This window comes from Streptococcus sp. HMSC063B03 (assembly GCF_001836965.1).
Taxonomy (GTDB): Bacteria; Bacillota; Bacilli; order Lactobacillales; family Streptococcaceae; genus Streptococcus; species Streptococcus pneumoniae_F.
Genome location: NZ_KV831016.1, coordinates 89,036 through 104,834 on the forward strand (window position 1 = coordinate 89,036; position 15,799 = coordinate 104,834).

General features: G+C 34.7%; 12 protein-coding genes. 1 reads left to right on the top strand and 11 read right to left on the bottom strand.

Going from position 1 to position 15,799, the window contains the following annotated elements; translation table 11 throughout:
* On the top strand, positions 1-1,088 hold a 1,088-nt coding region (locus HMPREF2628_RS02540), incomplete at its 5' end, for a G5 domain-containing protein (protein ID WP_142350485.1).
* Positions 1,089-1,227: 139 nt separating this feature from the next.
* On the opposite strand, the gene HMPREF2628_RS02545 is transcribed toward HMPREF2628_RS02540, so the two are convergent.
* The 11 genes from HMPREF2628_RS02545 to HMPREF2628_RS02595 all read right to left on the bottom strand — a co-directional run bounded on the left by HMPREF2628_RS02545 (position 1,228) and on the right by HMPREF2628_RS02595 (position 15,784).
* Positions 1,228-1,371, bottom strand: coding sequence for an ADP-ribosylation/crystallin J1 (locus tag HMPREF2628_RS02545; RefSeq protein ID WP_070842245.1), 144 nt, complete (start codon positions 1,369-1,371; stop codon positions 1,228-1,230).
* Positions 1,372-1,399: 28 nt separating this feature from the next.
* Positions 1,400-1,693 carry a DUF5960 family protein gene (locus HMPREF2628_RS02550; protein WP_070842246.1) on the bottom strand — a complete coding sequence of 98 codons (294 nt, stop codon included), beginning with the start codon at positions 1,691-1,693 and terminating at the stop codon, positions 1,400-1,402.
* Positions 1,686-2,048 (bottom strand): hypothetical protein, encoded by a 363-nt coding sequence (locus HMPREF2628_RS02555; RefSeq protein WP_070842247.1) that lies wholly within the window; start codon positions 2,046-2,048, stop codon positions 1,686-1,688. The genes HMPREF2628_RS02550 and HMPREF2628_RS02555 overlap by 8 nt, the downstream gene beginning before the upstream one ends.
* Entirely contained in the window at positions 2,045-3,460 is a 1,416-nt protein-coding gene (locus HMPREF2628_RS02560; protein WP_070842248.1) for a Y-family DNA polymerase, read from the bottom strand. Before HMPREF2628_RS02560 ends, HMPREF2628_RS02555 begins: the two co-directional genes overlap by 4 nt.
* A 3-nt stretch (positions 3,461-3,463) precedes the next feature.
* Entirely contained in the window at positions 3,464-4,150 is a 687-nt protein-coding gene (locus HMPREF2628_RS02565) for an XRE family transcriptional regulator (protein ID WP_049486635.1), read from the bottom strand.
* Positions 4,151-4,412: 262 nt separating this feature from the next.
* Entirely contained in the window at positions 4,413-5,906 is a 1,494-nt protein-coding gene (locus HMPREF2628_RS02570) for a peptide MFS transporter (protein WP_373879010.1), read from the bottom strand.
* Positions 5,907-6,557: 651 nt separating this feature from the next.
* Positions 6,558-7,601, bottom strand: coding sequence for an RNA helicase (locus tag HMPREF2628_RS02575; RefSeq protein ID WP_049486637.1), 1,044 nt, complete (start codon positions 7,599-7,601; stop codon positions 6,558-6,560).
* Complete coding sequence (locus HMPREF2628_RS02580; RefSeq protein ID WP_049486638.1) at positions 7,583-9,172, bottom strand: ATP-dependent nuclease; 1,590 nt, start codon at positions 9,170-9,172, stop codon at positions 7,583-7,585. Before HMPREF2628_RS02580 ends, HMPREF2628_RS02575 begins: the two co-directional genes overlap by 19 nt.
* Positions 9,173-9,802: 630 nt before the next feature.
* Positions 9,803-10,831 (bottom strand): protein NO VEIN domain-containing protein, encoded by a 1,029-nt coding sequence (locus HMPREF2628_RS02585; protein ID WP_049486639.1) that lies wholly within the window; start codon positions 10,829-10,831, stop codon positions 9,803-9,805.
* Between the two features lie 566 nt (positions 10,832-11,397).
* Positions 11,398-12,471, bottom strand: a complete 1,074-nt coding sequence (locus tag HMPREF2628_RS02590) for a hypothetical protein (RefSeq protein ID WP_049486640.1) — start codon at positions 12,469-12,471, stop codon at positions 11,398-11,400.
* A 187-nt stretch (positions 12,472-12,658) separates the two neighbouring features.
* Positions 12,659-15,784, bottom strand: coding sequence for a type I restriction endonuclease subunit R (locus HMPREF2628_RS02595; RefSeq protein ID WP_070842249.1), 3,126 nt, complete (start codon positions 15,782-15,784; stop codon positions 12,659-12,661).
* Between the last annotated feature and the right edge of the window lie 15 nt (positions 15,785-15,799).

Here is a 15,799-nt window from a genome sequence, read left to right on the forward strand (position 1 = left end):
TGGCTAGCCTGACTGAAGCTATCGAGAAAAAAGTGGCTGAACTCGGTACTAACAACGATGCTAAGAAGAAATTAGTTGAAATTACTGATAAAGCAATCGCAGCTATCCAAGAAGCTAAGACTCAAGAAGATGTCAATAAAGCCCTCAACAATGCTCTTGAACAAATCAAGCAATTGCAACCTAGCCAACCAGAACAACCAGTTGAACCAAAACAGCCTGAAAAACCAATTACTTCTTCAAGTCCTGAAGAAGGGGTTAAAGAGCTTGTCTTCCAACTTCCAAGTCTGGATATTGTCAAGAAGGTGCTACCATTCAAGACTATCCGTCGCGAAAATCCACAATTAGACAAAGGGAAAGAACAAGTTCTAGCAGAAGGGAAAGATGGTGCTATAATCGAGTATGTCGAAGTAGATGGCAGCAATCGTAAGGTAATTCAAACTGAATCAACTCCAGCTCTAGACCGAGTGATTGAAGTTGGGACTAAAGAAAGTTCTGTGGGAACAGATACTCCACCAGTTGTGACTCTTCCTGAATACCTTCTACCAAAAGAACCTGAAAAACCAATTACTTCTTCAAGTCCTGAAGAGGGAGTTAAGGACCTTGTCTTTAAACTTCCAAGCTTGGATATTGTCAAGAAGGCAGTACCATTCAAGACTATCCGTCACGAAAATCCAAACTTAGATAAAGGAAAAGAGAAAGTTCTAGCAGAAGGGAAAGACGGCCTGCTAATTGAGTATGTCGAAGTAGATGGTAGCAATCGCAAGGTAGTCCAAACCAAATCAACTCCAGCTTTAGACCGAATAATCGAGGTTGGAACTAAACAAAGTTCTGTAGGAACAGTGGCGCCACCAGTTGTGACTCTCCCTGAGTATGTTCTACCTAGAGAAACTGAAAAACCAGCTCCTGCAGTTGTAACAGAAGATTCACCAAGAAAAGATGAAAAAGCACCTGTTGCTACTACAGTTAGACAAGACAAGGAAAAACAACTCCCAGAAACTGGAGAGCAAGAAGCAAATGCCTTCTTATTCTTGGCTGCTATTACTTCAGTATTGTCTCTACTCATCTTCCAAAAGAATTTCAAAGACTAATTAAAATCTTTACTTAATTCTTTTCAATGATTCTAGTTCCCCCAAAGAGAAGACCAGCCGGTCTTCTCTTTTTCTATATATAAATCAAAAGATATCCATAAATTTCTATGGATATCTTAGTATCTATAAAACAGAATGATTATTTGGGATAAGTATTTTCAAATTCAACAACAATTTCAAGTAAACGATTATCTAAAAAAGATAGGGCTTCTTGTCTAATCTCATCAGAAAGACCATAATAAGCTTCTGCAATTCCTCCGCAGATAGCTGCAATGGTGTACACCAAAAAACGAGTTCATTTCCTACCAAATCTACTGGCCACTATTTTTAACCCCAGCATATACATAGGTCCTATTTCTAGGACACGCTTTTTCCGTTACCACCCTAAAATAAAAGCTATGCTCCCGCCCATCCTTGGCATTTTCCTTGTTTAAGACAAAGTAGTTTTTCTGATTCATCGCCATGGTTCGTAGGATGTCATCAATCAAGAAAGTCAAGGGTACGTTCATGGCAGAGTATTTTTGAAAATCCTCTTCAAAACGAATATAAGAATCTGAAAAATAATCCATCTGCAGTTTATTTTCATACAACTCTTTTCTAGTCATACACTCCCTCCTCCCACAGTCGAATTTCTAGGATATCTGCAAGCTCTATCAGCCTATAACCATCGCTTGTTCTAATAGATAATGATTTAGAGGATAACTCTCTCACCTTACCGATGATAGTGACTTTCTGCTTCTTTTCTTTAACCACAAAACTTCCCTTCAGTTGGCCAACATAAAGCTGGGAAAGCAAGTGTAACCTCTCAACCGAGTTCAAATCTGTCGAAAAATCAACCCGATTTTTTTCTTCACTGAGCGAACTGGTATGTTCTGAGAGGTAAAACCCCATCCACTTCTGCATACCTGGATCTTGATAATCTCGCGCGGATTGAAAGGGTAAATAAGAACGATCAATCATTTTAATCCATCTAATCCTCCAGCAGAATGGCCCCCAATCAGCTTGCTTCTAGCAAGACTCCTAGAGGCCTCTTCTAGTGCATTGGCTTTTAAGAGAGAAGTAAAACCAAATTCTTCCCGAATAGAGTCAATAGCCGTCTGGAGCCTTTCTTCTTTTTCTAACTTGTCAACATCATCAAAGAGGGAAATCAAGCCGAAGGACTCGTCTACAAATCCTGAATAGTTTACTCCGACACTTCTGATCGCTCCTGAAGTGTATTTATTATGAAATAACTTCAAAACGTGGTCTGTTAAAACAGCTGTATTATTTGTAGGTTCCACCTTCATTTGTGTGTGAATAGAGGGCCTGACTTCCTGTTTAGAGAAACCGACATAGATAGAGACAAGGGTTGTTTTCTTGCCAGATCTCCTCAATCGAATAGCCACCTGCTCCGCCATTTCTCGAAGAATAATTTCGATATCTCGTAGCTTCACGTAGTCTCTCGGCAAGATTTGAGAATTCCCCAATCCCTTGGATTTGGCTTTATAGGGCTTATGAACATTGCTCTCATCAATTCCGTTAGCATGAAACCACAAACGCAGACCAGCCTGACCCAGAGCTTTCTTTAGCTGGTCGGGATTGCTGGTTGCCAATTCCTTGATGGAAAAAATCCCCAGAGCATGCAAGCGTTTCTCCACCCGCCTGCCAATCCCCCAAAAATCCGTCATCTTGGTAATGGACCAGACCTTCTCTTCCACATCCTGGTAAGACCAGTTGGCCCTCATGGTCGGAGTGTGCTTAGCCTCATTATCCAGAGCCAACTTGGCCAGTAAGGGATTGGCATTTGACATGCCCACTGTAGCATAGATCCCTGTCTGCCTCCAAATATCCCTCTGAATACGGGCAGAAAGCATATCCAGCTTGTTTTTGCGAGAGAGACTCTTATCTGGGATGAAATAGTTAAGCGAACTAGTCAAGTCAATAAAGCCCTCATCAATCGAGTAGGGATAAATATCATCTGGGCTGCCATAGTTTTGAAAGATTCGCTGGATTTCCATATTGACTGCGATGTATTCATCCATCCTAGGAGGCACAATCAAGGTCACCTGAGCCCAATCTTCGATATAACGAACATAGTCTGAGTCGGTAGGTAGCCCTTGCTTTCGAGCATTGTAATAGGAAAATTTTCGCGTTTTGATATCAAAAGGCAAATCATAGGCCCGACCAACATTTGACTTGCCAAAAATCTTCTTAAACAGGGGAGAGGAGGCTAGGATAAGACCAGTTGAATTATCCGCACGACTCATGACACAAAGCGAGGTTTTCAGCGGATGTAATCCCCTTTTCACGCACTCAACACTGGCATAAAAGGATTTCATATCGACAAAGGCAATGTCACTTTTGGGCTCTCTGGAATAATCAAAGTAGCCCATAGTCTAGCCCTCCATCGGCACAAAGTTCCCAACGATAATCCCCACAATCCGAGGATCTTCCTCATAGGAGATGAAAATATCTTTGTATTTAGGATTGATAGAGACCAGACGCAAGCCATCTTCCTCACGATAAACCCGCTTGATATAAGTCTGATTGTTGCAAACCACTGCATAAACCGCCCCATCATAGTCAAATCCTGTCTCTCGAATCAGAGCCACTGAACCATTTTGGTATTTAGGTTCCATGGAGTCCCCAGACACCCAGGACGCAAAATCATGGGCTAGTTCCTCATTAAAGTAAACCGTATCAAAATTCTGATCATCGTAGACCGAAGCCCCAATCCCTGCTGACATGCGTTCATAAACACGGTACTCGTAGAGGCGCTCTGGCATCGCTGTTACTTTCTGGGCTTTCTCCTCTTGAGATAGGTTGCGAGCATAGAGAACAACCTTCTCCTGCCCTTGCTTGGAGAGGCTATGGTAGAGACGGACAATCTCTATCTGGGTGAAATAGCCTTTTGGTACTTTTAAAATGTTTTCTAGCTGGGCCACCTTTTCCTTGGATGGTTCCTTGACCCCACGTTCCCAAGCCGAATAAGCCTGAAAACTAATCCCAAGTTGCTCTGCAATTTCCTTCTGTGTTAGTTTTAACTCTTTTCTCCTAGCCTTTAATTTTTCTGGCTGATACATACTTCACCTCCTGGTATAGAACATTATCTTAAATAATTTTCCTTAGAAAAACCAATCTTTAGTTGAGTCACCTTTTGAAATTCAACCAATCAGATTTAGTTTTATTATATAAAAAAAGTGTACAAATGTCTACTAGGAAAAGCAAAAACATTGTGGGTTTTAATCAAACTAAAAGGACTTAGCCCTATACAGTACAGAACTAAATCCCATGAATAAATAATTGTCCTAACTTTTAGCACCCCTACAGAAATTTCAATTTTCTCTATTTGATACCAGACATTAGTTTTTCAATACGTGGAACGTAGAAGAGTAAGATAATACTAAACACAATCGTAATTCCTCCAACAATCCCATAGTAAGCAACTTCTGTTCCGCTTGTATAAAATTTTACAATTTGAGCATTAATCGCTTGAGCAACAGCATTACTCAAGAACCAGATAGACATCATTTGTGCTTGGAAGGACTTTGGTGCTAGCTTATTAGTGACTGACAGACCAATAGGAGAAATCAACATTTCACCCACAATCACAATAGCCCAACTCATAATCAACCAGAAAGGACTGACCTTAACATCTGTCCCAAAGAGCATCCCTGGCAACATCATCCACAAGAAAGATAAACCTGCCGCAAATAAACCGTAAGCAAATTTCTTAGAAGAGGACGGTTGCTTTTTACCCATTTTACCCCACAACCACGCAAAAATCGGTACATAAATCATAATGAAAAGTGGATTGATACTTTGGAAAAAACTAGATGGGAAATGAATCTGATTCCCAAATGCATTAAAGTAAAGTCGAGTCTGATCATCCGCAAATAGAGCGAGAACAACAGACCCCTGCTCCTCAATAGACCAGAAGAGTACCGCAGCGATAAATAAGGGAATGTAGGCAAATACTCGAGATCTCTCTGTTGCAGTTATTTTCTGACTAGATAAAATTTTGAAGAAATAGTAGATTGGAATGATTACTGCAATTATTGTAAAGATATTAACAATCATATCCACGTTAAACTGGTGAGTAAAGACTAAGCCTATAACCGCCAGAACAACCATGACAAGTGTAAACAACAAGCGTTTAATCAAGGTCTTCTGTTCCTTCTGTGAAAGTGGATCAGTTGGGTAAAGGCTTGATTCAGGCAGGTATTTCTTCCCATCTAAAACATACTTCACCAAACCAAAGAACATCCCAATCGCAGCTAATGAGAAACCTAGATGGAAATTGACTTCCTGACCTAGATAACCTACTAAATAAGGGGCAACGAAGGCACCTAAGTTAATACCAAAGACAAAGATACTAAAACCTGCATCCCGTCTATCATCCTCTTTCTCATAAATTCCCCCAACCATATCTGAGATATTAGGTTTTAAAAATCCAGTTCCAAAGATGATTAAGGCAATAGAAAGATAGAGAGCCACTTGTCCAAAAGGTGTTGCCAAAGCAATATGCCCTAGCATAATCAGAATCCCACCGTAAAAGACAGTCTTACGGCTTCCTAAAATACGGTCACTGACAAAACCACCGACAACCGAGGACAAAAATACTAGCGAGCCATAAATCGCCATAACCGATGCAGCTGTGGTCTTATCCATCCCCAATCCACCATCTTGCACACTATAGTACATATAGTAAAGTAGGATAGCTCGCATCCCATAGTAAGAAAAGCGTTCCCACATTTCTGTAAAGAAGAGGGTGGACAAGCCCATAGGATGTCCAAAAAATGTTTTCTGTTTTTCCATATATATTCTCCTTTGAAACATAATAACTCATTTTACAGAATTTTCAAACGAATATCAAACAAATTATGCTTATTTTAGAAAATTTTCTGAAAAATCTATTTAGATAAGTTTCTACTTTATCATCATTTGAAAATATCAGATAGAAATCTAATTTAGTAAGAAATTATAAAAAAGAACACCCCGAAAGGTGCTCTTTGTAAGTATAGTAATTCTCTCGAATTAACGTTTACTAAATTGTGATGCTTTACGAGCTTTCTTAAGACCTGGTTAGGAAAGTATGGGTTTCAGTTGGACTAAAAATAGCGTAATATCAAGGCTTTTCAGAACGATATCTACTGATTTATTTCATAAAATTTGAATCAATATTTTTTAAATAGGGGAATAGTTTAGTTCTGTAAAAATTAACTTCTAAACCTATAAAGCTTATTCTGACAGGCTTTATAACGGCCTAAGAAAAAAAGGTAGAGAAAAAGGTAGAGACTGAAATAATATTTAAAATTTATTAGTTAAAAAGATAAATTTTTTTCTATTCCTAACAATAAAACTTTACAATCTTAGTTTTATAGTATGCGAATATTATTCTTATTATTTCTATATTTAAACCTTACTCATTTAATTGTTAAATAATTACAGCTATTTTTTATTTTAAATCTTATATAATAAACCAGTTGATCATTGTAATTTATAGTCAGCAACTTTATCTTCCGGTATAAACCATAGTTTCCCTAACGTACGAGTACACGCCACATAAAATTTAGCTTTTGTCGAGGGGGCTAAATTTGATAAAGTATTTGTCTTATAACGTTCCCATGTTCCCTTATTCAATACAACACAAACATTATTGAACTCGCCTCCTTTGCTTTCTCCCCAATTCATACTCATACACTCATATTGAGATGACTTTTGATAAAATAATTTCATAGTAGTCTCATCTCTCATAACAGAATCAATATCATCGTTATTTTCAAGCAACTTTATTTCTCCCATACAATCCGTAGATCTACTTGAAGTTATGTTTATTCCTAATTTTTCATTAATGAACTTACAAATTTCGTAAGGACAGCGATGACTAGATGATAAACTAGTTTTATCAACTTCAAAGCCACTCTCACCAATTTTTTTAAACCATTTATTTATATCAGAGTGAATACCTTTTCCTTTATTCCCTGACAAAGAAGTACTATACGTTTTTTGATAAAAATCTCCCAATAAATAAACAGTTGCATTCAATTTAGATAAACTCAGCATCCAGTCAAAATCATAGGACTCAAAATCTTGACACTCATCTACGAAAATATAATCAAAAAATTTATCTATTCTATCAAGATATGACCCATTAAATTCAATTGTTTTTTTGTTGTATTTAAGAACGCCGTCTAACAAAGCATGCGAGAGTTGATTGTGAATTATCCTATCATTTTTATCAATTGAGTTATTATCAAATTTGCTTATCTTTACATAGTTAAAATTTATTCCTTTAGGTCGATAATTTAAATACGGAACAAGACAAAAACTATATAAAAATTCAAAAACTCCAAAAATATGAGTATTGTCCGGTATTTTATCAAACTTCCTAATTAACCTTTGTTTTAACACTTTTTGATTATTCTCTGTATATGTAATAATAAGATTTCTTTCTGAAGGTTCTATATTTTCAACAATAAACCTAGTCTTTCCACTTCCAGCAACTGCATGAATTAATTTCTTATTACCCATTCAATTGCCTCCTTAATATATTCTGGAATTTTAAAATCTTCCAAACTATTCGAAGAATCTAATTTCTCTAATAACCTTAATGCAAATTCTGACTTATTGCCGAGCATAAATTCCAAAACGTCACCAGATCTAGTCAAATTTGCTCCATCAATAAAAGATTTATTATTATTATAAACGCATACTTCAAATGTATAGTTTTCATCACTTTGGTCAGAGAATACCCTAATATTATTGTATATATTGAAGATAGAATACTTTTCAAGTATGTTAGTAGTATAATTCTTATCATTATCTGTTATTACTGCAACATTCTTACTTTCAAACTCTTTCGCGATTTCTAAATATCTTTTAAAACTTAATCCATCTACGGAAATAATGCTGACCCCTAATAATTCTGGATTAACTTGATGAATCATATCAAAGAACTTTTCCATCAAAATATATTCAGCATTTCCTTCAACTAAGATAACTTTATCAGTCAGTGCAAAATTTAATAAATTTTGATTTGTCGATTTTTTAAAAAAGCGTATTGTATCTTTTTGTAAATTTTGAATTTTTGAAACATTGCGCTCTTTTAATAACGTTATGTTATCAATTCCTAAACGAGAAGCAATCATATTCGAGTGCGTCCCAATAAAAACTTGGATACCTGTTTTAGAGTTTAATATTGCAATAAGTTTTAACATATTTAAATAGCTTAGATGATTTTCTGGCTCTTCAATCAACAAAATTTTTACACTATCTTTTAAAAAGCAATAAGAATTCTCTACACTAAGCAATACTTTTTCACCTTGTCCAAGATTTTTTATATCAATACCATCCTTAATTGCAGAAACAGAATTCCGAAACGACTTTTCAGAATCTTCAAAGTATAGGTCATATTCTGAATCATTGTCTTTTACAAGATTAGAACTTTTTAATTGGGTAAGTAAATTATCGTATGATTTACGGAATTCATGATTTACTTTAGCTCTGTTTTCAATAGGGATTCTATCCAGGTATATTTCCTCTATCCTTTTTTGATTTTCCTGGGTAGTGTTAATTTGACTTGTATTTACTAGACTATATAAAAACTTAAATGGTTTAGTGTATGATGTATATATTTTCCCATTAAATGATAGGAATTCTACTTTATAAAATTCAAAGGGGAACACCCTCCAATCACTATCAATCAGAGCTTCCTTAATTTCCTTGTTAAAATCATTATTAGGAATAATTCTTAACGAAACGCCATAAGAGTTCATTCTCTTAGAGTTATGCGTCCCTTCAATATCAAAATTATTCTTTATTTCTTCATAAGAATCATCAAAATAAATCTCCACAAATAATTCAGGTAAAAGTTTTATATCCCTTGAATTTAAAAATTTTGAAATAGCTGTTGAATTAAATAAACTAGCCAAACCATTCTTCTCAATTTGAGCGTGGCTACCACTTAATACTAAACCAATAGCATATAGTATAGTTGTCTTTCCAGATCCATTTTCACCAATTAAGATATTATTTTCTTTATTGCATTCTAATTCAATATTTTGAAATCCTTTGAAATTTTTTAAAATTACTTTACTAATCATAATTTTTATCCTTTTTGTGTAATTAACAATTCATTTTTTATCTCTAATTCAAACAATAATATAGAAAATTTCTATGCCTCCTCTGTATCTTCGGAACCACACCATCGACATTTTTTGAAGTTATCCACTTCATCAACATCATAACTATAATATCCCAGGCATTCATTGCAATAACGATCAACTTCCATATTCTCCTCCGTTTATACATTAAAATTTACACTTAACTAATATTTTTTATCGAATAAATAACATCTTTACGCTCAACAACAATTTTATACTCGTCATTGTCTTTTAACTTTTTCTCATCATCAGTGGTTAGTTTAGCATTTCTAGGAGGAGTAAAAGAGAATTTATTTTCACAACAACTTTCACTCTCTCTTTTTTAAAAATTCTGTTAAAAAATTATAATAAGGTGTATTGATATCATCTATACAGTCGGGGTCAACATATTTACCACCATTTAACACTCTTTTATAATAATCATCAAAGCCTTCACACTGAAATATAGTCTTTAATTTCTCCATTTTAAAATATCATTCTTACTTAATTTCTAATATTACGATCCACATTGCAATCATCCCTAAAAATTAATGACTAACCCAATTATACATATTATAGAATATTAATAATTTAGATAAACTTTATAAGAACTAGCTTAAATGAGTTTTCTGTAATAGGTCCATCATAAATTTTAATTTTGCACTGTTTTGATTCAATATTTATGTCATAAACAAAATATATTTTATATGGAAATCCAGCGCGAGATGCCTCTAATTCATTAGAACTCAGTTCAAAACCATCCGAAAACTTTAGTTTTGATGCTTTCACTTCAATATGAACTTCTTCTCCATTTTCATCCCAAAAACAAATGTCATAACCAAGGCCATCACCTTTTGTTTTTGATACGTGTTCAGGTAGTTGCAACCCCTTCTCCTCGGCTTCCTTACATAGTAGATCAAAGACGATTTCTTCACCTGCCACACCAGTCTTCTGTTTTGATTTATTTTCATGTTCCCAATCAATTTTACGCCCAGTAAATTTATGTTTCTTAGAATTGGTAGAACGTCTAGGTCCATCTTCATCAATAAGTACTGTAAAATCCTCTACATTTTCAAATTCTTCGCATTCAGCAAGTGTAAAATCAGGATTAACTGACGTGCGATGGATAGATTCAATAGAATCAATAGAAATAATTGGACGATCTTCCATTAGTGCTATAAAGTCTTCATATAAGATTTCATTCATTCCATATTGATCCCAAAAATGCAACCATGAATTTGGTTTTTTTCGTTTTTTCTTACTCGGTGTTTTCCATTCGTAATTTTCAATAAAAGAATCTCCCTGTCTAATCGGAGGTTCTATCTTGAAAGCATGTGAAATTACTGCAATAACATTCCCCTCCTCATCTGGTTCGGAAATACTCTCAACATAACCTCCCCCGTAAATTTCCCATTTACGATCTTTAGTAATTTTACCAGAATGGTGATTTAAGACAACAGCTCCAACCTTCAATTTTCCATATCGATGAATATTCCATCCATAACTAGTTGCATCATCTGCATATTTCAATTGACCATCATCTTCTATTTTTCCATGATCCAAAATAAATGCTTTTTGTCCTTCAACGGCTGGTGGTAATAATTCTGAAATAGTATACATATTTTACCTCTTTCTTTTTTCGACCGGAATATTTTTTTGTTCTGATTGAATGATACCAGAAATATTAAATATTGTCATATCAGAATATTTTTTTGTTCTGATTAAATTTTATTTAATGCAGTTCAGGTTATTTTTTAATCATTTGAGAATTTTTAAAGCCTCTTTATATTTTTCTTTGTTACGATAAAACTATGAAAAATATTAAAGAAAACAATATCCGCAAGACATTATGGCATATTAAGCGCCATTGCAAAAATATAGAAAATAATCATGAAAGTGAATACAGTAAAACTGAGTTATTTCACTTAAAATCTAGCATTGAAACACTAAGTCGAATTTTGAACAATGAAAAGCCCTATCCAAATTTGGATAGGGAGGAAGTGTTTTGAAGATCAAAACCTAAAAACTATAACTTTAGCTTTCTCAAAGACAACTGTCCGAAAAACAAGTATTTTTCAGAAAGATCGTTTTTATCAAATTTCTTATATACCTACGATATTAGTACAACATACTTTGCAATGATGCTTAATAATACATTCAGGAATAGTAGACATTTTAAAATACATTTATTTATGTCTGTGACTTCGTTTATTTTGACTACCTCCATTATATGTCTTATAGAATTTTCTTTTACTAATTAAAGTATTATTAATTGGATATGGTTTATTCAGCAAATATCTTACTATTCTATCTAATAAATTTCTTGCATTTGCAATAAATACTATATAAAAAAATATGAGAGAATAAGTTCTTATGATGGAACCGATAACTGTTTCATAAATATAATATGAGACTGATGTTTCATCAGTATTATTTAAAATTGTTTTAATAAATTCTTTGAACAATGGACTAGAAATGATTGATTCAGAAAACTGCAATGCTAAATATAAAAATGGTGAAAAAAATATTAACCAGTATTTTTTTCGTTGAAGTCTCCTCTTAAACTTTTCATCGTCAAGATACGTTTCAGATCTTTTAGGTAACAAGTATTTAATATTAGCGTCAAACAGATGAGAAATACAAATTGCTAAAACCATTGCTATAAAAGTCCATGTAAATATTCCATTCTGTATTCCAATTAGAGAAGACAGAACAAAGGGCGAAATTAAAAAAACAATAATAAGAAAAGGAGAGATATGTGCCGAAATATAGAGAATTCTCACTATAATTAGACAAAATAGAAAGAACAGAAGCAATAAAAAAAGTGGTCTTGAAAAGTGAAAGACTGATAAATTTAAGGTAACGACAACATAGCTCTCTATACAACATATCATAATCACCAAATAGTGAAATCCGTAAAATAAAAATTGTTTAAGTCTCTCTGAATTTAATTGTGACTGTTCAAAATATATTTGTTCAATAAAACTTCCTAATCTTTGATTAAAATCTTTCTTGTTCTCAATCGTAAAAATAATACTTACTACAGAATGTGCTAGCAGTAGTATTGCAAAAAAAACTTTAGATACATGACTATTTTCTTCTAGATATATCTCCCAGCTTAGGTAGATTAAAACCGGAAACTCTGTAAGTACCGTAAAAATGTAATTCCATTTCATTGGTCTGTCTATAAAAAAGTCAATCAGGAAATTCAACACTGATCTTACAAGCTTCTTTTTAGGTTTTAGCACTTTTTCTTTCATTGTAATCTAGCTCCCAACTATGTTTTACCTATTACTATAACTATTTAGCTACTAATATTATAGTGTATAGTCTAGATAATTTCCACTAAACAAATACTTTTATTAATATTCTGAAACCATTCTTCGTTCAAATTGAAATATTTACATTTTTAAAAGAGATCAAGTTTAGACTTGACCTCTTTTCTTTTTATTTATACTTCATCTTCACTTCTTGCATCCAACTTGGAAGAACTTTATTCAATTCCATGTTGAGTTTAAGTTTGTTTCCTGCAAATTGATTTGTTGCTTTAGACGCATCGAGTGTTTTTACGAGATCTTCACGGAATGGAATTTCATATGGTTTTTTCAAGTCATAAGCCTTTAAAGATTTGGTGAGTAGCTGACTGTCTAGTCCCCACTCAGATGCAAATTCTTCGACAAGATTCTTTTGTCTGTTTTCCTGCCATGCATTGAAAGCTGTGTCGAAGTCTGTATCTGCAGATAAATGTCCTGGAACCAATTCCTCATTAATAAAGGTTTTAAGAGACTCGGCAAGTTCGTTCTCTCCTAAATTACTGAGTTCTTGTATTTGCTCCAATATCAAGATTAGGTTATTATCATTGATAACTAGCACTCCATCCTTACTTGATGTCTGTTTATCAATTAGTGTAAATATGCTTTGGGCATCAATAACCTGGGTCCCTTGAATTTTTGTCTTCCCAACTATATTATCAATTATTATACCAGGCGGTTTCGGTTCTTTAGGAAATAGATTTTTATAAGCACCTACATACTGTAACCATGTATGCTCTGTCATCCCAAACGCTTCATCGTCCCAAGAAAACTCATAATATTGTTTTACTTTACCTAACTGGGTTGCTGCATCGATGAATGTTTTTTTAAAGAGTGCCTTTTTCTTCTCATCATCTCTAATAGAAACCCAATTTGTAGGATCTTCTAATTCATCTTTTAAATAAGAGAATTTATCAGCCAATTCAATTACTGCATCAGAATATTTCTTAACCAAAACTCTACTATTTTTCCCACCACTTCCATACAAGCGAAGAGCATTATTTACAAGAGATTCTGTGATTCTAGGAAATTGGAAATTGATAATCGTTCCAAACTCTTTAGTGGAACCAAATACACGATTTGTACGAGAGTATGCTTGAATCAAACCTTGAAGTTCTAACGCTCTATCAACATAAAGAGTATTTAAGCGTTTGGCATCGTATCCAGTTAGTAGTTGGTCTGCGACAATTAAGATATCGATATTTTTAGGATTTCTACCACTCCCTCCTCTTTTCGCACGAGCAGTAATATCTTCAAAATAGGCATTCTCACCACGAACTCTATCACCAACTAGGAGCTTAATCCCAGTAATTCCTGCATAATCTTCAAACATTTCCTCGACAACTTCATTAGCGATATTATCAGGGTCATTTTCGTTCCCAAAACTAAATGTCATTACTACATTAGGTTTCGTATCACCTTCCTGTAATCTTTCTGCTATTTGCTTTTTAAATTCGTGGTAATAATGAATTACACGTTCTTTATAAGCTACCGTTAAAATCGCATTGAATTCTCCCTGTTGAGATTGCGATTCCCAGCTGGCAAGGATTTCTTCTACCACTTTTGGAACATGATACTTATCCTGGTAAAATAATAGACCTTCTTTAATCGCGTTCTTTTCTATTTCCAGTTCAGTCCATTGATGAACTTGTCGTTCAATCTCTCTTTGTCCTTTACTTGGATATTCTTCAACTAAAATTTCAATCAGTTGCTCACGGAGATCTTCATAGCTTCTAAACTCACCTGTATTGATGTAGTCAACATGGAAACCTAAGACATTTCCATCTGCAATAGCTTCATCAATTGTATATTGGTGTAAGAGTGGGCCGAACAGTTTTTCGGTGGTATTAATGACTTCACTACGTTCATTTATTTTACCCTTCACCTTATTTTCATCAAACAAAGGAGTTCCTGTAAAACCAAAGAACAAACTATTTTTGAAGAAATAATCTTTAATGGTCCCCATCATATCTCCCATGGTAGTTCGATGGGCTTCATCAATGATAAAGACAATTTTTTTATCTGAAAGTTGATGTTCCTGTGCTTCAAGCAACTCATTTACCAAAATGTTCAGTTTGAAGGTAGTCGTTACTACAATCCCACTCTTAGGAGAAGTGAGTTGTTTTCTCAATTGGTAGGTACTCTTTGTCCCATCAACATCTACGGATTCATAAACGGAATAGGCTTTAAAGGCTTTTGAAGTCTGTTCGTCTAGATCTCGTCTATCCAGCAAGAATACCACTTTATCAAACTCTGTACGGGTTGCTAGAAACTGAGCCGTTTTAAAGCTAGTAATGGTCTTTCCTGAACCTGTTGTATGCCAGACAAAACCACCGTGCGGAATCTTATCTGGATTATCCCAACCAAATGCTGCTTTCTCAACCGCCTGAAGAGCATAGACCTGATAGGGACGCATCAACATATGGCGACGATTTTCTTCATTGTCAGGATCTTCATCGATAATGAGATAGTCTCCCACCATCTGATGGGCCATTGGAACCATCAAGAAATGTTCGATAACTTCTCTATAATCCGTTAATACACGTTGTCCCAAGTGCTTCCCATTTTCTTGACCTTTTTGGGTTACCGACCAATGAAAAACGAAAGCAGGATTGAAATCATTGACGGATTTAGGAGTCGCAAAATAGCGAGTTTCAACATCCGTTGTCACGACCATCATCTGTGAGAAGGCCATGAAGTTGTTGGTGTATTCTCCATCTGCATAGTAACGTTTGAACTGACCAAAAGCTTCATCTAAGCTTTTGTCACTTCGTTTTTGTTCGATATTAATCAGTGGTAAGCCGTTAATGAGAAGCACAAGGTCAAAACGATTGCCGTTAGGGGTTGATACTTCACGAGCAACTTGATAACTCGAGTCACCACCACTCACTTGTGCTTTTTTCAAAATGGTTAGAGTGATTTGTTTTCTTGTGACTTCTGGATGTTCATCACGATAAATCCCATCAATCTTTCCGGTTGAGCCTTCGATGGATAAGATTTTTGCAGCTTCATAACTGTTTGAAATCTGATTGACTTTTGATAAGACTTGTTCAAATTCGCTATCTGTCAGTTCGACACCTTCTAGGACATCGGCATTAATACGATTAAGTTCACTTCTCCAGTTATCAATCAAATCCTGAACAGCCACTTTATGAAGATTACCATTCAGTTTATCTGGAGCTTGCCATCTGAACTTGGTTAATTCTTTTACAAATTCATCCTGAAAATATCTCTCAGATGCGTCTTTATTCATACGACCCATAGGGTTTCCTTTCTA